Annotated in this window: 13 protein-coding genes; 8 read left to right on the top strand and 5 right to left on the bottom strand. The window is 48.5% G+C overall.

Features of this window, described 5'->3' with window-relative positions; translation table 11 throughout:
• The first annotated feature begins 9 nt into the window (after positions 1-9).
• The 8 genes from ACKU35_RS01935 (at position 10) to ACKU35_RS01900 (ending at position 10,589) form a co-directional block, all read left to right on the top strand.
• On the top strand, positions 10-1,356 hold the full coding sequence (locus tag ACKU35_RS01935) for a PilN domain-containing protein (RefSeq protein WP_319762620.1): 1,347 nt from the start codon (positions 10-12) through the stop codon (positions 1,354-1,356).
• Entirely contained in the window at positions 1,353-2,900 is a 1,548-nt protein-coding gene (gene gspM, locus ACKU35_RS01930) for a type II secretion system protein GspM (protein WP_319762618.1), read from the top strand. The genes ACKU35_RS01935 and gspM overlap by 4 nt, the downstream gene beginning before the upstream one ends.
• Positions 2,901-2,903: 3 nt before the next feature.
• Complete coding sequence (locus ACKU35_RS01925; RefSeq protein WP_319762616.1) at positions 2,904-3,782, top strand: PDZ domain-containing protein; 879 nt, start codon at positions 2,904-2,906, stop codon at positions 3,780-3,782.
• A gap of 44 nt (positions 3,783-3,826) precedes the next feature.
• Positions 3,827-5,449, top strand: coding sequence for a secretin N-terminal domain-containing protein (locus ACKU35_RS01920; protein WP_319762614.1), 1,623 nt, complete (start codon positions 3,827-3,829; stop codon positions 5,447-5,449).
• 13 nt (positions 5,450-5,462) lie between these two features.
• A complete protein-coding gene (locus ACKU35_RS01915; RefSeq protein WP_319762612.1) occupies positions 5,463-7,055 on the top strand; it encodes a GspE/PulE family protein in 1,593 nt (530 codons plus the stop codon).
• 24 nt (positions 7,056-7,079) lie between these two features.
• The gene (locus ACKU35_RS01910; RefSeq protein ID WP_319762610.1) at positions 7,080-8,306 is read left to right on the top strand and encodes a type II secretion system F family protein; all 1,227 of its coding nucleotides are present in this window, start codon (positions 7,080-7,082) and stop codon (positions 8,304-8,306) included.
• Positions 8,307-8,408: 102 nt separating this feature from the next.
• Positions 8,409-9,665, top strand: coding sequence for a hypothetical protein (locus ACKU35_RS01905; RefSeq protein WP_319762608.1), 1,257 nt, complete (start codon positions 8,409-8,411; stop codon positions 9,663-9,665).
• A 99-nt stretch (positions 9,666-9,764) separates the two neighbouring features.
• Entirely contained in the window at positions 9,765-10,589 is an 825-nt protein-coding gene (locus ACKU35_RS01900; RefSeq protein WP_319762607.1) for a thioredoxin domain-containing protein, read from the top strand.
• 39 nt (positions 10,590-10,628) lie between these two features.
• Here the strand turns inward: ACKU35_RS01900 and ACKU35_RS01895 are convergent, their stop codons facing one another.
• The 5 genes from ACKU35_RS01895 to ACKU35_RS01875 form a co-directional block, all read right to left on the bottom strand.
• Positions 10,629-12,707 (bottom strand): EAL domain-containing protein, encoded by a 2,079-nt coding sequence (locus ACKU35_RS01895; protein WP_319762604.1) that lies wholly within the window; start codon positions 12,705-12,707, stop codon positions 10,629-10,631.
• 48 nt (positions 12,708-12,755) lie between these two features.
• A complete protein-coding gene (locus tag ACKU35_RS01890) occupies positions 12,756-15,596 on the bottom strand; it encodes a PAS domain S-box protein (protein WP_319762602.1) in 2,841 nt (946 codons plus the stop codon).
• Between the two features lie 345 nt (positions 15,597-15,941).
• Positions 15,942-17,564, bottom strand: a complete 1,623-nt coding sequence (nhaB, locus tag ACKU35_RS01885) for a sodium/proton antiporter NhaB (protein WP_319762600.1) — start codon at positions 17,562-17,564, stop codon at positions 15,942-15,944.
• A 148-nt stretch (positions 17,565-17,712) separates the two neighbouring features.
• The gene (locus tag ACKU35_RS01880; RefSeq protein WP_319762598.1) at positions 17,713-19,512 is read right to left on the bottom strand and encodes an SLC13 family permease; all 1,800 of its coding nucleotides are present in this window, start codon (positions 19,510-19,512) and stop codon (positions 17,713-17,715) included.
• A gap of 39 nt (positions 19,513-19,551) precedes the next feature.
• A complete protein-coding gene (locus ACKU35_RS01875; protein ID WP_319762596.1) occupies positions 19,552-20,163 on the bottom strand; it encodes a hypothetical protein in 612 nt (203 codons plus the stop codon).
• Positions 20,164-20,555 lie beyond the last annotated feature (392 nt).

The following is a 20,555-nucleotide window of genomic DNA, read 5'->3' as shown; positions in this document are numbered from 1 at the left end:
GGTCATGATATGAATTTCAGGAAGCTGCTCAAAACCATGCCGCTTAGGCGTTCATTCGGTAAAACACACCGGACAGCCGTGGTGTTTGATGAAAAGGGTGATTACGCGGCTTCTTTTGAATATTCTTCCAAAGCTGGTGGCTGGCGTCCTTTGCCGCAATTGCCTGAAGCGAATCTGCCCCGGCCCTGCACCTTGGTGCTTCCCGCTTCCATGCTCGCTTTAGTACGCACCCCGACCCCGAACAATGAGCAGAAAGATGCCTTGGCTGATGTGGAAACAGAGGCCGCTCAGCGTCTGTTCCGGTCACCGGAAACAGGAGGCCGTGAAGTCCGCTTTCACAGCGTGGAAAAAGGTATGACCGCAACTCTCGGCTGGGTGTCCAACGAGTTACTGCATAAATGCCTGGAAACGGCCAAAAGTATGGGGTTTCAGGTCACATCCATCGTGACTCCGGAATTTGACCTGAAGTCAAGCGGACCGGCCATACTTGTTTCACGCGGGGAACGGGAAACAAGGCTGTGCTGCATTCATAAAAATGTTCCGCTGGTCTGGCAGGCTGTCCCGGAAGGCGGATTATCTTTCAAAAGCGCGATGGGCGTGATTCTGGCTGAACTCAAGGCGGAAAAACTACCTATGCCTGAGAAGGCGGTGTTTTGGAATTCTCTTAATTCCGGCGGTGAATCGAAGGATTTTGCCGGAGTTATTGAGGGCGAGCTGCCCGGAATCCTTACGACGGTTATCCGATCCTACGAAGAATTCCTGCCTTTGCTGCGCGTAAATAGGGTCAAAGGTTCTTTTCACGAAAGCCTCGAAGAATGGGGCCGTGTTCCGCTTGCATCCAGAGATTACCTGCGGGCGGGGCTGGCCTTTGCGGGGGCTATCGCGGGTTGCCTGCTGCTTTTCTTTTCCGTGATCCATTTAAATACTCAGGACGCTGCGGCCCTTAAAAATGAGGCCAAGAAGATTCTGTTTCTGGCTAAGCGGACGGATCTGGTGACAATGGAGATTCGCGAATATGCCCGGCGCAACAGGGCCATTCTTAGGTATACGGTTCAAAAACCGTTTGTCTCCCATGTCTTTCGCGATCTGGGAGATTCGGTTCCGGCTCAGGTTAAGTTGAATACCATGCGGCTTGACCGTTCCGGCAAGATAACCCTGCAAGGGGAATCGAAAAATGAGATCAGTCTTATGTCTCTGCTGGAGAATCTGAGCAGTACGGAGATTTTTAGCAATGCGGTGCTCGCCTCCATGAGTAAGCTTGAACAGGGGCTCGGTTTTCGTTTTGTTGTGGAGATTGATTTTCCAGCATGGCAGCGTTTTTTTAAGCCCGTTGAGAAACAGGAGAAATCGCAATGAATACTCTCCTTGCTTTCTGGAACAAGCTTGATCCCCGCGATCGCCGTGCTTTGGGCATATGCGTTATATTTCTGCTTTCCGTGCTTCTGTATATGGGGGTGCTGGCTCCCCTCGGAGATATGTACGAAACCACTGTTAAGGAGCAGACCGACCTGAAAAGGGAAATTCAATTCAATATGCCCAAGGCCATGGTCCTGCCTGACCGGGAGGCAAAGCTTCGTCAGGTCAAGGATGAATATGAATCCCTGAAGCGTCATCTTGATCTCGTTGATCGCAGGGACTGGGGGCCTTCGGATATTTACAATGAAATCAGGGATTATGCGTCCATCACAGGGATAACAATTAAAGAAATCCGGCCTCTGTCCCAGATAAAGGACGGTTTTCTGAGCAGTCAGCCCATGAATGTGACGTTCAGCGGTTCTTTCACCGCCATTGAGAAATTTATTTATTATCTGGAAACATCGCCGCAGGTTTTCGTTGTTTCGGAAATATCGCTGACGGGTAAAGGCGGAAGCATGCAGGGCGGTTTTGTGGTCAGCAAGTATTCCATCCCTGCCAGAGTCGATTCCAAGATGCCGGAACACGCGGTAAAACTGGTGCTTTCCCTGCCTCCCCTGATCGGTTTCGCCCCTTTTGAAATAGCCCGCCATAACGGCTGGCTCCAGTCAAACGGCACACGCATTGAGTGTTATTTCTCAGAACATGAAAAAACCAATTTTGAAAAATTATATGCCGGTGAAATAGACGGAACCGCTACCCATGCTCTTGATCTGGTACAGCTCCTGACCAAAGGGGTGGACCTGCGCATCGTGGCGCCACTCGCTAAATTTAAAGCCGGAGACGCATTGATGGTTGCGGGCAGTTCCCCTGTAAAATCAGTTAAGGATCTTCGCGGGAAGACTATTTTTGTGGAGACAGGCGGATCTGCCCACTATTTTCTTTATGAGGTTCTCAAAAAAAACGGCATGTCGCTTTCAGACGTTACCGTCAGCGATATGGAACGTGAGATCGTGGCCCAAAGTCTGGAAGCCGGACTCATTGATGCCGGGGTTACCTTTGAGCCTTATGTCGGCAGGTTGCAGAAGATGCGTATCGCCAGAGTCGTGGCCGGACCGGGAGATGTGGATAACTGGACTTTGCAGTTTCTGGTTCTGCGAAAGGATGCCCTGCCCGGAAACGAGAAAGCGATAGATGCCCTCATCGGCGGTTTTGCACGGGCGGTTGACTGGTGGCGCGAGCACCCCGAAGAAGCGGTGCAATTCCTGAGCGGCAGCAACCCGCAGGGGGCTTCACAAAAAACCATTAAAGAAGTGATGAAAAGTGTCCAGCTGCTTAGTCCCGCTCAGGTGCGGTCCTATTCCTGTGTAGAGCCGGATAAGACGAATCCTCTGGATGATTATTTCAAGAAATATGAGACATTTTTTAAGCAGGAGCTGGGCTATGAGGTGGTTATCCCCAAGGATGAGATAATCGACTGGCGTTATGTTCGCAGGGTCTACAATTGCACAGCGCATGTAAATGGAACGCATGGGGCAGGGGGCTGATTTATGGGTATGAGCAAATATCTGCATAAAAATGCGGCGGACGCATTTTTCAGGATAGCACTCATTGTCGCGGCCCTGACGCTGGTCGGCGCGGCGCTCATTCTTGCTCTGCCCGCGCCGCAGCCCCGGGCTGTGAATTATGTGGATGCCACGAGGGAACACCCACCGTCCAACCTGCTGGCTTATCCCCACTTTTCATTTTTCACCATCAAGCGCCGTCACATATTCCAGTACGGTCAGTTGCATCTGGTGCACCGATCCTACAAACGCGCTACTCCGGCCCTGCCGCATGGGCCGGATATATCCGGTCTGTCACTTGTGGCAACCATGCCGGGAGCTGATAAATCCTACGCGATCATCCGTGGGATAAATGGTGGGGCAAGTTCTCTGGTCACTCTGGGACAGCGGGTCCGGGAAAGCGAGCTTGTGGAAATCGCCACCAATTATGTATTGCTGGTCCGAAACGATCAGAAGGCCAAATTATCCATGAACAGCGCCTGGGATGCGCAGGTCGAAAACCTTATGAGCGAATCCGGCCTTACTGAAGGCAAGGGAAGTTCATTTTCCATGGCTGTGCCTGCCGACGTTCCGGGCAAGGGCAGCAATGTTCAGATCAAGGGCTGGGGAGTGTATCTCATTCCGCTGAGCGCCGCAGAACGGCAGGATATGGGGTTGCGCCCCGGACGCGGCCTGAAAGTGACCCGTGTTGCGCGGAAGGATACCGGTTTGCGGCAGGGCGACCTGTTGTTGTCCGTGTCCGGCAGGCCCGTAGGTTCAATCCCGCAGGTTAATGAGATATTGAAGAATAAAATAGGTAAGGACGTGTTTCTGACAATCATTCGTAAAGGAACCCCAATGAATGTGGATATTAAAATTCCCTGATTTTTATGCTAAAATATAAGGGTCCGCATTCAGGAAAATATAAGATGAGAGAACCTATGCTAAGAGTCGGCCGCTGTATTCGATGGTTTGTCGTTTTGGTGATTATCTGTGTATTCTGCTCATCCCTGAGCGGTCCGCCAGTTGGTATCGCCAACGCCGCGTCTGCCGGGAAAAACAGGATTGAAATTAATTTCAGGCAGACGGATATCATGGCCGTGCTGGAATTTTATTCACATCTCATGGGCAAGACATTCATTCCTAATTCCCAGCTCAAGGGAGCGGTGACGGTTATCTCCCCCAAACCCGTGACCAGAATGGAAGCCCTGCGGCTGCTTTTTTCCGTGCTGGATATGAAAGGCTACACCCTTGTGCAGCAGAGCGGTTATTATAAGGTCGTCTCTAAAAGCATGGCTGTGCATGAAGGGCTGAACGTCGATTCCATAACAGTCGGCGGCGACCAGATGAGCACGGAAATCATCATGCTCAAGTACTTGAAGGCGGAAGATGTGATCGCTGATTTCCGGCAGATCCTGTCACCGGAAGGGTCTATCTTTTCCGGCAAGTCCAACAATTATATAGTTTTTACCGATACCGCGGCAAATGTGAACAAGATTAAGGAATTGATCAGTCGCATAGATAAGCCCGGTTCCCTGCCTTCATCCAAAACATATTCCCTGCAATATATTGAGGCCAAGACCGTGGCCCCTATGCTGACCAAGCTCTATACTGAGAAGGCGGACAAGGCCAACCAGAGAACCATCCAGATTCTAGCTATGGATGAGACTAATTCCCTGATAGTGCTGGCCCCGGAAAGTGTCCATGCGGATATTGCCAAGCTGATTTCCAAGCTTGATGTCCGCACCATGCAGGTTTCCATCAAGGCTTATCTAGTCGAGGTGACCCTGACAGATGAGACCAAGCTCGGCTTCGAATGGATGTTTTCAGCCAATGCTGACGGCACCGACATTTCCGGAGCGATGGATTTCGGCAATATTTTCAATCCCGCCGGAATAGCCAATACGGCGCAGGAAGCACTGAAGTTTTCCATCGTGAACTCGGATAATTTCAAGCTGATGATGAATTACTTTGCTTCGGATGACAGCTCCCGCGTGGTTTCCGCTCCTCATATTGTTGCTTTGGACAACCAGAAGGCGACCATCGCTGTGGGCACGGAAATACCGATCCTTAAGCTGACCCAGACGTCCATGACTTCCCAACAGAACGTGATCAAGACCTACGATCACCGTAAATTCGGTATGCAGCTGGATATTACACCGACTATTGCGGAAAATCGGGATGTAACCCTTAAGATAGATCAGACTTTGTCCAGTCTGGTTACCGACGAGACCGACCCGGATAAATGGCAGTCCACCGACCGCGCTGCATCCACAACTGTTTTGGTCAAGGATGCCCAGACCCTCGTAATCGGTGGATTGATGACCGCAAACAGCGGTCTGAATAAGAAGGGAGCTCCATATTTACGCGATTTGCCGGTACTGGGACCGTTATTCGGTACTCAGGACGATAAGACAACCAAGTCGGAACTTTTGCTGTTCCTGACTCCCTACGTGATCGCCACACCGGACGAGGCGGATGAAATGAGCGGGCTGCGTAAGGCACAGAGCCCGATGGCTGTGGATGAATTCGGCCTTATCTTCGATCTTTAGCGGTGGGAGTAATATGCAGGAAAAAGAACTAGAGCTCCTTCCGGCTACGCCGCACGACCTTTCCTCTCCCGACAGGGCCAGAGCATGGTGGCAGCGGATCAGGCAGGCCGGTGAATCCGAACAGGAAGCATTAAAGCGGACGGCGGAGCTTCTCGGTCTGGAGTGGATGGAGCTGGATAAAACTTATCTCGCCGAGCCGGGGTTGGTGCAGCTTGTGCCCGAGAGTTTTGCGAAAAGTCATCTGCTGCTGCCTTTGGCAAAAGACGAGAACGGAGTGGTCCGTGTGGCCGTGGCAACTCCGTTTATGGGTACGGCGTTGCCTGAGATGGAACAGGCTCTTGATATGGCTGTGGCCATGGTGCTTGCTCCTGCGGATAATCTTGTGGACGCGCTGGAACGGGCCTACTCCGGGGAAGGGATGGAAGGAGTTTTCACCAGTCTGGATGATGACCTCGAGTCCATGGATGATGTCGAGGATCTGCGGGATATGGCTCAGGCCGCGCCGGTGATCCGGCTGGTGAACAATACTTTTCGTGATGCCATCTCGCAAGGCGCTTCGGATATACACATCTCTCCCTATGAAGATGGTCTGGAAATCCGTTTTCGGATCGATGGGATTCTGCATGTGGTCAATACCGTGCCCAGAAAATTTCAGGCGGCCATTATTTCCCGGATCAAAATCATGTCCAATCTAGATATAGCCGAGCGGAGGATTCCTCAGGATGGGCGTATCCGGCTAAAGATGGAGCAGTCTGATTACGATATCCGTGTGGCTTCCACACCGACCGTTTTCGGTGAAGGGGTGGTCATGCGTATTCTGGATAAATCCTCCATCAAAGTGGACATAGCGGATGTAGGCTTCGAGCCTGAAATGCTTGAGACCTGGAAATCATTGGTCCACAGACCGCACGGCGCGATACTCGTGACCGGGCCTACAGGGTCCGGTAAAACCACGACCCTCTATGCTTCGCTTAATTATATCAAGTCTCCGGAATTAAAGATTATTACTACGGAAGATCCTGTTGAATACCAATTGCGCGGCATCGATCAGATTCAGGTCAACCCGAAAGTCGGGCTTACTTTTGCCGCAGCGCTTAGGAGCATTCTACGGCAGGACCCGGATATTATTATGGTCGGGGAAATCCGCGATCTGGAAACTGCTGAGATAGCGATCCAGTCTTCCCTGACCGGGCATCTTGTGCTTTCCACCCTGCATACCAACGACGCACCAACAGCAATCACCCGTCTTGTAGAGATGGGAATTGCTCCCTATCTAGCCGCGCCGACTCTGGCCGGAGCTATGGCTCAGCGGCTTTTGCGCAGACTATGTAACAATTGCAAAAAACAGAGGAAAGACGGCAAGTGGCAGGCGGTGGGCTGTGATCTCTGTGACGGCTCAGGCTATAAGGGCCGGCTCGGAATATTTGAACTGCTGATCAATACACCGACCATTCAGACGCTGATTCAGCAGGGGGCAAGCGCCGCTGACATAGGGGCTCAGGCCCAGAAGGAGGGCATGCGTACCCTGCTTCAGGATGGTCTTGCCAAGGCGGCCAAGGGATTAACCACAGAAGAGGAAGTTTATCGTCTGGCACAGGATAACTAAGTAAAATTCGCAATTGGAGCATCCATGGCAACGTTTACCTATACGGCACTTAAAGACGGCGAGCAGATTTCCGGCGATATGGAATCGGCATCAGCCTCTGCTGTGCAGCGGGAACTCTCCGGGCAGGGCATCAGGGTGCTGCGGGTGGAACTAAAGGATAGCGGCACCGGTGAAGAGCGGAAAGCAAGCGGGAAAAGTCAATCGGTTTTCGGTAAGCGTATCAGTTATAGGCAGATAACTTCTTTTACTCGGCAGTTTGCCACTTTGCTTGGCTCGAGTCTCCCGCTGGTCCGTGCGCTTTCGTTCCTGAAGGACCAGAATGAGGGGACTCTGCTGGGTGATGTAATCGGTACTGTAAATTCACGGGTGCGCGAGGGGATGCCATTGTCGCGGGCCTTGTCAGAATATCCCAAATATTTTGATACCCTTTATGTTTCCCTTATCGCGGCAGGGGAGGCTGGAGGTTTACTTGATCAGGCCATGGACCGGTTGGCCTTCATGCGTGAGGCGCAGGAGGACCTGCGTTCAAAAATTTCGGGGGCCATGATTTACCCGGCCATCATGTTCATCGCCATGGTGGGCGCGATTATAACCATGATGCTGCTTGTGGTGCCCAGATTCGCGCAGATGTTTTCCAGCATGGGCCAGAAGCTGCCCGTTGCCACCCGCATACTCATCGGAATTTCAGATACTTTGCAGCAGACGTGGTGGTTGTTCCCCTTATTTCTGGTCATCGTTATCCCGGCATGGAAGAAAATCGGATCCACACCTGCCGGGCGGATTAGTATAGACGGTGCGAAAATAAAACTCCCGGCTTTCGGTCCAATAGTCATACAGGTCAGCATGGCCCGTTGGTGCAGGACTCTGGGAACCCTGCTCGGGTCGGGAGTTCCGCTTATGTCCGCGCTGGAATCAAGTGCCGGTGTAACCGGGAACGTCATAGTATCAAAAGTGATTGAAAAGGCGACTTCCGAGGTCCGGGAGGGCAGTAAACTGGCGACTCCGCTTAAGGAGAGCGGGATTATTCCGGCGTATGTCACGGAAATGATTTCCATGGGTGAGGAATCCGGTTCGCTGGACACCATGCTCGGAAAAATTGCCGAACATTATGAGCGCGAAGTGGATCAGTTGGTCAAGAACCTTACCTCGCTTCTTGAACCGGTAATGATTCTGTTCATGGGCGCTGTGGTCGGCTTTATTGTTATGGCAATACTGCTGCCTGTTTTTCAGATGCAGCTTATGGCGGGGTAGCATTTATGTGGAATTTATAGGGAGGTCTATTCAGGAAGAATCGTATTCGTTTCGGTTACCTAAACCTGACAACCTGTTACCATGTATACAAAGGAGGGAAGGATGTTTTTTGATTCAAAAAGAGTTTGCATAGCGGTAGCTATAACTTTTGCTGCGGTTTTTGTCTTAATGGCTAAGGCTGTCTATGCCGATGATAGCACTTTCACATATCGTGTTACTCTCCCGGGAAATGCCACAGATAACTTTCATGACTATACGAATCTGACTATCTGGCAGTCGGGGAAGGACGGAAAGGGGATGAATGGTACGCAGCAGTTTTTCGGAGGCAATCAAGGTCCATCAGATAATGCTACTGTGTTGCAGTCAACAGGGACATATATATTTCAGCTTGAAAGCGGCACAATGCAGCAGTTCTTCAATTGTACAGTAAAAACTCATAACAATACTTGGAGTTTTGATTCAAAATGTAATCCTCCGTATAGTTCTTCGGGGTGTATGGGGTGTCAGTACATTCAGGCTCCTTCGGGTAATAAATATTTTCACATTTTACCTATCACCCATGTAAACCCCGGAGTTCAAAGTTATTGGCAGGCCTATCTGCTCGATCAAAAAAATGGAAATCTCCTTTTTCGGGGGCCTAATCCCACATTAGTGAAAAATGGTAAGGAAGAGTTTGATTTTAAGGGTCTCCTGAATGTACTCAAACAGCGGTACAAGACTCAATTTCCCAGCGGCAGCTTCCCGGGCAAATTTATGTTCGTTGATATCAGCCTGATTAATTCCGACACCAGCGCTCCCCCTTCAACGGGTAATCCTTCAAACGGATATGTGCTGAATGCTGAATACAGATTTTTTGATTCTACAGTTAAAAGCACCACGGCTATTCCGTCGCCGGATAAGTACGTTAACGGTACTGTAAGTCTCCCGGACGGAACCTCTATTGATGGGGCGCTTTTGTGGTGGAATATTAAACCTGAAGCAAGCAGCGGTCCTCGACTGGGCACATTGGTCTCAAAAATCGGGGATATGATGGAAAGCACGGGCGGCACTCCTTACCTGATTTATATTCATTGTATTTCCGGTTGCGACCGCACCGGCGATGTGGCTGTATCCTACCTGCTTCACGAAAGAAGAATGAAGCCGGAAGATGCGTATAATTATGGCACAACTGTTTTTGATGTTCAGGGAAACCAGCATCGTCTTACACCGCACTCAACATGGTTGCCGGGTTTGGAAAAATATTGTGAGGGTTGCTATTCAGAGTGTTCCTTCACCACTCCCGATTCGTTTCCGCCGCAAAACTATTATCCCTGGAACAAGACTTCATGGGGCGGTAAAAAGTGTGATGATTTTAATTAAATGATCCTTCGCGGCCCGTCGGGATTACCGGCGGGTCGTTATCTCTGTTGGTGTTTATGTAAATATTTCGGATTCTATCAAACTGCTGGAGAGGATTTCATGTTGATGCGAATTCTGTTGATCTTGTCTATTGCGGTCATGTTTTCAGGCTGTGTTAACAAGCAGATGCTAAAAGAGCAGGTTGCCGAGGCCATACGCGCAAATCCGCAGCTAGTTCTCGATGCCATGCGTGAAAGAAAAATGGATATGCTGGTAATTCTCGAACAGGGCATAAGTGAGCGTGAGAAAATTAAGCGTGAAGCAAAGCTTGAGGCTGAATTAGAAAACGCTTTCAAGCCTCGTATACAGGCCGAGAGGGTTATGCTCGGCAATCCTGACGCGCCGGTGACCATAGTGGAATATTCAGATTTTCTTTGTCCGTATTGCAGTAAGGGCGCAAGCGTGGTCAGCGAGCTGGCGACGAAACAGCCTGATAAATACAGGGTTGTTTTCAAACATCTGCCCATGCATAAGAAATCCCGAGAATTGGCTTTAATATTTGAAGCATTAGCTATGTTTGATAAGGGAAAATCCCATAAATTTCATGATCTGGTTTTTTCACGCCAAAGAGCTCTTTACGAAGATAAATCCGGTGCTGTGCTGGATAGGATTATTAAAGAGACCGGTGTAGGTAATGAGCAACTGCAAAAATATCTTGGTTCCGGTCAAGTACAGCAATACCTGCAGGATGATGCAAAAGAAGCAGCAGAATTCATGATTAACGGAACCCCGACCTTTCTGATTAACGGTGTTGCTGTTCGGGGCTTTCTTCCTAAAGAAAGGTTTGAAGCGAAGGTCGACCTGATTCTGGAAAAATCGGCAGGCAACGCAGTTACTCAGGCTCAGGAGGGTGAAATCTGCGAAGATTGCCTTAACCGGATTTAACCTGTCTATCTCATCATTGACGCACCACTTGGCTACCGCTTAATGCAGAATGTCAGGATAGCTTAGCTTTGAAACTGCTTCATTTTTGCTTACGGGCTTGTCAAAAAGGAAGCCCTGCCCATACTTACAGCCTAATTCCCGGAGTTGTGCCAGTTGCTCCACGGTTTCAATCCCTTCGGCAACCACATCCATACCCAGCGAATCGGCAAGGTTTATGATTGTTTTGACTATGGCCAGCTTTTCTTCGTCGTGTTCCATCCCGTCTACAAAGGAGCGGTCAATCTTCAGGTTGTCTGCCGGGATCTTGCGCAAATAACTCAGCGATGAATACCCGGTGCCGAAGTCATCAATCTGGAGCCTGAGTTTTTCTTCTTTTAAAGTATGCAGCAGACGCAGGGAAGATTCTGTATCTTCCATTACTCCGCTTTCGGTTATTTCCACCTTCAGTAAAAAAGGATCAAGGTCGAATGATTTAATCGTATCAGTCACATTTCTGGCAAAATCAACCTGATGCAACTGATGAACTGATACATTGAAACTGACGAAAGGCGCGTTTGCACCTTTGCTTAAAGCCCACTCTTTGGCTTGCGCGCATGCCATCTGCATTACTTTTTCGCCAAGAGGAAGGATGAGTCCGCTCTCTTCTGCGACCGGAATAAATTTTTCGGGCATGATCAGACCGTCTTCGGGGTGCTGCCAGCGTACCAGAGCTTCAAAACCTTCCACGCAAAGAGAATGAATATTTACTATGGGCTGGAAGAGCAGATAGAATTCGTCGTTGGACAGCCCTTTGCGCATATCTCCCGTCATTTTGAAATAGTGCGCTGCTTTGTCATGCATTTTTTCATCGAAAATACGAATCGAATTCTTTCCGTGTGACTTGGCCGCATACATCGCGGTGTCTGCATCACGGAGCATTTTCAGGGTGGAGTCGCTATGTTTGTAGTTAAAAGTAATGCCGATTGAATTTGATACGAAGATTTCAACCTCGCCTATTTTGAACGGCTGCTCCATCGCCTGCTGAATTTTGTTGGCAAGAGTGAGGGCATCGCCGCTGGATTCGTGGAGCACGATAGCGAATTCATCGCCTCCCAGACGGATAGGTTCGGTTTTAACAGGCATCAGAGATGTTAGACGCCTTGCGTAATTTTGCAGGAGCAGGTCGCCGAATGAGTGGCCTAGACTGTCATTGATCAGTTTGAAATTGTCGATATCGATAAACAGCAGAGCTACTTTTTGTTTAGCAGGTCCGGCATTGTCGAGCATTTCCGGCAGCAACTTAAGCAGATGCGCGCGGTTGCCGAGGTTCGTGAGTTCATCATGGTAGGCCTGATATTCAAGCTGCTCATGCTGCCTTTTCCGCTCCGTAATGTCGCTTAGTACCGAGAGCAGCCGAAGAGTTCCGTCTTCAGTGTCCAGAACGACATCACTTGTCTGCATTATCCATCTGTATTGCCCGTCAGCTAATATTATGCGGTACTCCGATGAGGGGCACTGGCTGTGATCCATGCAGAAAAAACAGCCTCTACGTGCTGTGGCGACGTCATCGGGATGGACTTTCTCAAACAGGATATCCAGATTATCCAAAGGCTGTTCTGGGGCCAGATCAAGCATGGCCCGCACATTATCGGACCATCTGGTGTACCTTTGGCGTCCTTTGCTGTCGATTCTAATTTCGAAACTGCAGACACTGCCCGCCTGTTGGGACAGGCTTAGCAGCCTGTTGTATTGAAAGCGTTCGTCAAGACCCTGCCGGAGGGCTTCCAGAAGATCTTCCTTCGTCACCGGCTTGAGTAGAAATCTAAAAATACGGCCTGAGTTTATGGCGGTTATGCTGGCATCAAGACTTGCATGGCCGGTCAGCATTATTCTGCATACGTCCGGGTAGAGCCGTTTTACTTCCGTAAGCAGGTCACTGCCGCGCATTGCAGGCATTTTTTCATCACTGACGATAATATCAACCGGTGTTTTTTCCAGTATATTCAGGGCCTCGGCAGCTGATGTGGCCAGCAGAACTTTGAAAGGTTCGCCTAAAAGGAGACGCTTCAGAGTGGTCAGAACTCTTTTTTCATCGTCTACAAAAAGAACCGTGCTGGTCGTTGTGGATGAGTCTGCCATATTATTCTCCCGATGTTCTAAGTCTTATCTGTCTGCTTAAACCAACTGTCAGCTAATAGCGTCATCTCCCGGTTTCAGTGGAAAGCGGAGGCTGAAAGTTGTTCCTTTATCAGGGACGGACTTAAAGTTTATAACGCCCTTATGCTTCTGCATGATTGAGTGCACGATTCCTAATCCCTGTCCTGTTCCTTTCCCCACTTCTTTGGTTGTAAAAAAGGGGTCGAAGATACGATGTCTTATTTCTAATGGTATGCCTTTGCCTTCATCTGAGATAGTAATTTCAGCAAAATTGTCATCTTTGCGGGTTGTGATGGTTATCGGTTTCTTCTTACCGTTCACCGCTGCTTCTGTATTAGCGTGCGCGGCGTTGACTAAAATATTTAGTATCGCTTGATTAAAGCTACCGGGCATGCACGGTATTGTCTTGAGATCAGGATCAAAATTTGTAAATATTTCAGAATCGTATTTCCATTCGTTGCGCGAAACCGTAATTATATTATCAATTGCCTCGTTAATGTTGAGCATCTGTCTCTTTTCCGAACCGGGGTGCGATAATTTACGCATCGCTTTAACAATGGAACTGACCTGTTCCACTCCGAATAACGTGTCCCTGAAGGCTTCCGGAACATCGTCATTAAGGAAATCAATATCAGCTTCTTTTTTCTTTTTTTCCCATTTCGAGAGTAGTGATTGATCTGCAGTATTTGCTAATTTACGGAAAGATTCATCACAGAAAGATAAAAGCGACATTACCTTGGTGAAAGATTCGTTCAGATAGGAAAGGTTGCCTGCAACGTATTGAATAGGGGTATTGATTTCATGTGCAAGTCCCGCCGCCAACTGACCTATGGATTCCAGCTTTTGCGAATATGCCAGCTGATTTTCAAGCGCTTCCTGCTCGGTAACATCGAACAGCACCGCGACAACTCTTTTCCGTCCATGGATTGTCACCGGAATGAAACTCTCTTCCACCGGTATCCGTCTTCCTTTGGAGTTATTTATGCTGCTGCGTTTTCTAAATACAAGGCTGGGAGTGATGTTGCCACTTTCATCACATTTAGGGCAATCTTTATCGCATTGCAGAACTTCGCCGCACGTATGGCCTACAATTTGTTCCTTCTTCCTGCCTACAATGCTCAAAAATTCATCATTAACATCGACAACTGACCTTTTTTCATAATCAATAATGATGATTGCTGCCTTGATGCCATGCAGAATGTCGCGGAGAAATCTTTCCTGTTCTTCAAGATAAATCAGAGCCTGTTTCTGCTCAGTGATGTCAGTCATGGCGCCTAGTATGGCAACCTGCTTACCGGACTCATCTTTTTCCCAGGTCATACTGTCATAAACCCAGTGGGTATTCCCATCGCGGTCCAGAACCCGGTATTCCATCTTTACATCTTTGAATTCCTGAGCAGCATTACGGAAAAAGTGGAGGACTATTTCCCTGTCGTTCGGATGTATTGTCTCTTCCCAAATGTGAGGAGATTGCAGCCATTCGGCCGTGGTATAACCGTATATGTCTTCTACCGCTTTGTTTACGTAGTTAACTGTGAAAGTCTTATGGTCCGCCCTGTAAATCATTTCCTTGAGATTTTCAGTGATCAACCTGAATTTTGTTTCTGATGCCGCGAGAGCTTCTTCGGCTTTCCTGCGTTTGCTAATGTCGCGGATTGAGGCTACTGCATGAGGCTGCCCGTCTATGGAAGTTAGGGATAACGCTATATCCACCGGAATATGAGTACCGTCGCGGGTAAGGATGCTGATGTCTTTATTCCATAGCGGCGCGTTCTTTGTTGGAGAGCGGAAGTAGGATGCACATTTTTCCTTATGCCCGTCCTTATGTTGAGCCGGTACAAATATATCGATATTTTTATGTAATAATTCTTTGCTGGAATATCCGAACATTTTAATGGTCGCAGAATTGACCATTGTAATATCGCCTTCATCGTTTACGACAACTAATGCGTCCGAGATGGATTCCAGAATATCATATAGTTTCTTTTCACTGTTCCGAAGTTTAAACTCAATCTGTTTTCTGTCCGTAATATCCTGAAAAGCTCCGCGTATGGATGTAATTACGCCATTCTCAATTTTGGGTTTACCAATGGTTCTTATCCATTTTTTTTGCCCCGTTGCGGAAATTAATTCCAATTCCAGATCGTATGGTGTGCCGTTCTCGCGTGCCTCTTTAAGTGCCGCGTCAATTTTTTCCCTGTTTTCGCCATGAAAAAAAGATAGGCCCAGATCAACTGTAGCCTCAACGCTTTGGTCAATATCCTGAATTCTGGCAATTTCGTTCGTCCATGCTCCTTTGCCCGTGGCGGGGTCGAACTCCCATCCGCCGACTTTGGCTAGATGCCCCATCTCTTCAAGCAGAAAAGCCTGAGACTTCATCTTTTGCTCGTCCTTTATCCTTTGCGTGATGTCGCGGGTAATTGCTGAGGCCCCGATTATATTGCCCTTAGGATCTCTTATTGGGGAAATGCTGGTAGAAACATTGATACGCGTGCCGTCTTTGCCCATACGTATCGTTTCATACTGATTTATGGGCTCGCCTTGAGCAATGCGATCCATGATTTTTTTTTTATCTACCGATATTTCAGGCGGCACAAGAATCTGGATGGATTTACCGATAATTTCATCATGAGTGTAGCCGAAAATCTTTTCTGCGCCGGAATTCCAGTCTGTGATTGTTCCATCCAGCTTTGCTCCCAGAATCGCATCATCTGAAGATGCTACCAATGCCGCCAGACGGGATTGCTCTATTTTCTCTTCAAATGAAAGGGACGAGAAATATCCTGCGCGGTTGTCTTGTTCATGCTTAGTGGGAGTTCCGGTATTTTTGTTACCGGAAGAGTTGATTCTCTCATTTTTTTTCGCACTCATTGGGCATCCTCCCGAATTTTCCGGCTGGAAATCCGTGTGGAATTTGCGTTTATACTTCCATTGCAGGTAAAATTATGTACTGCAATCGTTTATGAGTCAGATTGATTCTATCCTTTTATCTGAGACTAACATAATATTTCAATAATGAATATTAGTACTCAGTTGCTGAACAAAACATGAGTTAAGAATGACGGCGGCTTTACCGAGGATATGTTTACTGATGGGAAGTGGCTTAGTGAGTACGGAGGAAAGTTGAATCAGCTAGGGTGAACGCTTGTCCCCTTTCTCCGGCAGTGGAGATCCGCCGGAGAAAGAGGGCGTCCGCTTCTGTGCGGCATGGCGAAATTACAAAAAGTAATTTACAGCCAAGAGTCCAGTTATGGACATGGTGATGGTATATGGCAATGCGAGCATTACCATCCGGCCATAAGAAAGCCTTATGACCGGAGCAAGGGCAGAGGTCAGGAGAAACAGAAAAGCGGCCTGTCCGTTAGGGGTTGCCACACTGGGGATGTTGGTTCCAGTGTTGATGGCTACGGCAAGCTTGTCGAACTGATGCATGATCTCAAGCGCCTTGGATGCGGTAGCTTGAGGCATTCCTGCAACAACATCGGCCCGCATCAGATGCGGATCGGTGAGCTTTTCCATCAGAGCCTGACCGGTCATGCCTATATCCGGTAGTGTTCCAAGCAGGTTGATGAAGTGAAGTTTGGTTTCTGAGATGTAGACAGTAGCTACAAAGACGTTATCTGAAATTGCGGAGAGCAGGCCGTTTGCAAGGTAGTATGCTACAAGCTGTGCCTGTCCTTTCATGCTGAGTACAAATTCAATGATGGGATGGAAGATTCCCTGATCATGAATAACGGCTACAATTGAAAAGAAGACGACCAGCAATGCCGTGAAGGGCAGGGCTTCTTCAAAAGCCTTACCAAGCTGGTGTTCTTCGATGTACCCGTTCATGGAGGTCAGAATGATAATTACCGAGAGGCCGATGATACCAACTGCCGCAAGGTGAAATGCTAAAGCAGCAACGAGCCAGATACCGGTAAGGGTCTGGATAAGCAATCTGGTTTTGCCTCTCTGTCCTTCTTTTTCTTCCATTTCTACCGCTGTTTCCAGCAGGTGGGAACGGATATCCCCGGGCAGTTTCGCTCCGTATCCGAAGAGGTGGAATTGTTCCACGAAAACACAGGTCAGCAGTCCCACACCCAGAACAGGCAGCGATACCGGCATGACTTCAAGAAAGAATTCTACAAAATGCCAGCCCATTTCTCCGCCGATAAGCAGGTTCTGTGGTTCACCCACCAGAGTGCAGACTCCACCCAGCGCGGTTCCCACAGCGCCATGCATCATCAGGTTACGCAGGAAGGCTCTGAATTCGACCAGATCCTGACGGTTCTTCTCAACCACGGCGTTGTCGCTGCAGAGATCATGATCACAGTTCATGGTCTTTCCTGAAGCGAATCGGTGGTAGATGTTGTAGAAGCTGTAGGCCACAGCGATAATGACGGCGGTTACAGTCAGTGCGTCCAGAAAAGCGGAAAGGAATGCGCCTGCAAAACAGAACATCAGTGAAATTAGTATCTTGGACTGAACTCTCACCAGAATACGGGTGAAGGTGAACTGTAGAAACTCTTTCATGAAATAAATACCGGCCACCATGAATATCAGCAGCAGGATAACTTCGAAATTGTTCAAAGCTTCATGATAGATGGTTTCCGCTGAAGTCATACCCAGCACGACAGCTTCCAGCGCCAGTAAACCACCTGCGGGCAGGGGATAGCATTTGAGAGCCATTGCCAGAGTAAAAATGAATTCGGCAATAAGCGCCCAGCCGGCGACAATAGGGCCGGCTGTGAACATAAGCACAGGATTTAATATGAGGAAGGCAATAATTACTTTCTTGTACCAATTGGGAGCATGGCCGAGAAAGTTACTACCCAGTGATTGCAGAAAAGTGGGCTCCATAAGAAACTCCTTTTTACATCATTACCGGATCTTTTGAGGAAAGCATATTTAAGGGCTGCCTTCTTCCGGTTTGGTTTGGGGCGGCAAAGTACAAATTACGAAAGGCCGGGAATATCCCGGCCTTTCGTGGTATTTACTCTTTGTACGTTTAGTAGAGCGTCATAATGGCGAAGATCATTACCGCCATGTAGAGGATGGTCATCCCTGTCCCGGCTCGTACATAGTCGATTGTTTTGTACCCACCGGGTCGCATGATGAGAGCGTTTACCTGATGTGTTGGCAGCACGAATGTGTTGGATGCCGCCACCGCTACAGTAAGCGCCGCTATGCGTGGATCAACCCCGGCATTGAGGGCCATGTTCATCGACAACGGAACCAGAAGTACGGTTGCGCCGACGTTTGAAGCTACCAGAGTGAAGAACGAGGTCAGTGCGCCGATAACGGTCAGCAGAATCAGGGACGAAGGATGTCCCAGTGCAGCCATGATAGTATCGGCAATGTATTTTGCAGCTCCGGTATTCTCAAAGGCCATACCCAGAGGAATAAGTCCTCCGAGCAGGAAGACTGTCATCCAGTCAACGGACTGGTATGCTTCGTCAATGCTCAGAACTTTGGTCAGAATCATACCCAGAGCACCGGTGAGCAGTGCGATGGAAAGCTGGATATGCAGGCCGAGAATCATCACAAGTGATACCGCCAGCCACATGAGAGCCAGTTTAGCTTTATCGGCCCGCAGGATTTCTCCTTTTACCTCTTCGGTAAAGACGAAATCCGGTCTGTCTTTGAGCATGTGGAACATTTCCCAGCGACCGTGGAGCAGCAAGGCGTCCCCGGACTCAAGGGTGATATCGGTCAGTCCGCTGATGAACAGTTTTTCCCCTCTGAAAATAGCCATGGGGGAAACCTGAAAACGCTTGCGGATACCCAGTTCACGAAGAGTCATGCCCACCAGTTCGGAACGGGGGGTGATGAGACCTTCCATGATTCCTGCATTGTTGGGAGAAAGTTCTTCGGCAAAAGTCTCAAGGTCTTCCTTAAGGTCCCATCCGTATTCCGCAGCCATTGCTTGAACGAATTCAATAGGACCGACTACAGCCAGATGGTCACCGGGCAGTATCTTTTCCAGCGCATCAGGAGCTATTTTATGATTCTTGCCTCTTTCGCGTGCAATAGCTACTACTGTTGAAAAGTAGATAGGGCGAAGTTCAAGACCCATAAGGTCATGATCACATTCCCAGTTTTCGGGAACATGCAGCTCATAAAGTGAGCCGATTCCGCCGTAAGTATTGGAAAGCAGTTCGGACATGGGACCGGAGTTTTCCGCTACATCCTGATTGGGAAGGATGAAACGTCCCAGCAGCATGAAGTAGATCAGCGCTGCAACAAGCAGAGCCAGTCCTATGGGGGTAACTCCAAACATTCCGAACGGCTCGTAGTGTTTTCCACCTACGACCATAAGATCATTCAGAAGAATCAGCGGGCTGGAACCTACAAGAGTGAGACAGCCACCGATAATCGCACAGAAGCCCATGGGCATGAGCAATCTGCCGATAGGGACTCCAGTCTGGTTACCGATACGTTTTGCCGCAGGCAGGAACAGGGCCGCTGCGCCGATGTTCTGCATAAATCCTGAGATAATGGATACGGTTCCGGCAATAAGAGCCATAATTCTGGTTTCGCTTTTTCCCGCGAATTTCAGGATAACTCTTGCAAGGGAGTTCATAACTCCGGTCTTATCCAGACCTGCCCCGATAATGATGACTGCGATGATTGAGACGACGGCGTTACTGCTCAAGCCGCTGATTGCCTGTTTAGGAGTGACAAGACCGAGCAGGGGCAGCAATACCATCATGATGATGCCGACAACGTCGACCCTCACCCATTCGAATATGAAGAGGAGTACTGCGAAGGCCAGTACCCCCATAACTAGTAGAATTTCTGGAGTCATTTGTTTCCCTTATAGTTCTGAAACGGCAACGAAGCCGGGCTATTTAACCCGCATCATCGCTCGAGTGTAAACTGGAATGGCTCTTCCTGCGGACTTGTGTTTGGCCACATCTTCCATTACATACCGGACCCCGCCGTCTTCTTCATGAAGCGCGGCTACGACAGAATCTTCAGCACCCTGTTTAACAACATGTGCGAAAAGAAGTCCTGCTTCTTTAGCTTTGCTTGAGAAGTGGGAAATGTTTTCCTCAGACTTGGAGCAGAAATTGTTGAAATCAGCACCCTGTTCATCCAAATTAAGGGCAACAAGGCTGCTTTGAGTTCTGGCTGCCATTTCAACTGCGTAGCTGACGACGTTGCCGGAGAATGCAGCACCCTTGCTTACAACTAAAATTTTTCCGCCTGCACATGTCTTTTTAGAAAGGCTGTTGATCATTGAACAGTTTTCGTCTTGTGAAACTTCCATTTTTCCGCTGTTTGATCTGAAGCGGTTCAATAAATTTTTCAAGAGAAACCCCCTATCTTTTGGCTTGGTCAAGGTTTGATCCCGGTTGATGGCCCATAAGCCAACGTTACAGGTGTTGCATTGATTAGCTGCTTTTGATGCGTAAAAACGTTCCAGTAGCCCAATAAAGCTTTGTCCTGTGGCCATGGTACCTCCTGGCTTTTTCCTTCCTTAGGTCTAGCCTCGTTAGATCAATATCCATGCCAACGACTTTGTGACATTAAAATACAATTAAAACAGCATGTTGAGTATTTTGGTTGATAAAGACAAGTTTTTTGATGTTGCAATGTGCAATATGTTGAGTTGGAGAAATCACAGTTTAACGCGGATTGGAGATTGGACACTTGAAATATGGCGTTTCAATTTGCAACGTTTCTTTTGCTTTCTTTCAGGAAATAAGTCGATTAATTACAGATATTTTATATATTAGATGTAAAATATTTCCAATATTATTAATAAATACATTATGTTAATATGAAATTACAGTATTTTGTGCCAAAAAGAACAATCTTGCGCGGTATCGTTTCATGATGCAACGT

The organism is Maridesulfovibrio sp. (assembly GCF_963676065.1).
GTDB lineage: Bacteria > Desulfobacterota > Desulfovibrionia > Desulfovibrionales > Desulfovibrionaceae > Maridesulfovibrio.
The sequence above is the reverse complement of the archived record's forward strand: the minus strand, read 5'-3'. Positions and strand labels throughout refer to the sequence as shown.

Coding starts and splice junctions, on each gene's coding strand:
- nhaB (WP_319762600.1), bottom strand. CDS start 17,564: ATGGAGCCCACTTTTCTGCAATCACTGGGTAGTAACTTTCTCGGCCAT.
- ACKU35_RS01925 (WP_319762616.1), top strand. CDS start 2,904: ATGGGTATGAGCAAATATCTGCATAAAAATGCGGCGGACGCATTTTTC.
- ACKU35_RS01905 (WP_319762608.1), top strand. CDS start 8,409: ATGTTTTTTGATTCAAAAAGAGTTTGCATAGCGGTAGCTATAACTTTT.
- ACKU35_RS01915 (WP_319762612.1), top strand. CDS start 5,463: ATGCAGGAAAAAGAACTAGAGCTCCTTCCGGCTACGCCGCACGACCTT.
- gspM (WP_319762618.1), top strand. CDS start 1,353: ATGAATACTCTCCTTGCTTTCTGGAACAAGCTTGATCCCCGCGATCGC.
- ACKU35_RS01890 (WP_319762602.1), bottom strand. CDS start 15,596: ATGAGTGCGAAAAAAAATGAGAGAATCAACTCTTCCGGTAACAAAAAT.
- ACKU35_RS01900 (WP_319762607.1), top strand. CDS start 9,765: ATGTTGATGCGAATTCTGTTGATCTTGTCTATTGCGGTCATGTTTTCA.
- ACKU35_RS01935 (WP_319762620.1), top strand. CDS start 10: ATGAATTTCAGGAAGCTGCTCAAAACCATGCCGCTTAGGCGTTCATTC.
- ACKU35_RS01910 (WP_319762610.1), top strand. CDS start 7,080: ATGGCAACGTTTACCTATACGGCACTTAAAGACGGCGAGCAGATTTCC.
- ACKU35_RS01895 (WP_319762604.1), bottom strand. CDS start 12,707: ATGGCAGACTCATCCACAACGACCAGCACGGTTCTTTTTGTAGACGAT.
- ACKU35_RS01875 (WP_319762596.1), bottom strand. CDS start 20,163: ATGGCCACAGGACAAAGCTTTATTGGGCTACTGGAACGTTTTTACGCA.
- ACKU35_RS01920 (WP_319762614.1), top strand. CDS start 3,827: ATGAGAGAACCTATGCTAAGAGTCGGCCGCTGTATTCGATGGTTTGTC.
- ACKU35_RS01880 (WP_319762598.1), bottom strand. CDS start 19,512: ATGACTCCAGAAATTCTACTAGTTATGGGGGTACTGGCCTTCGCAGTA.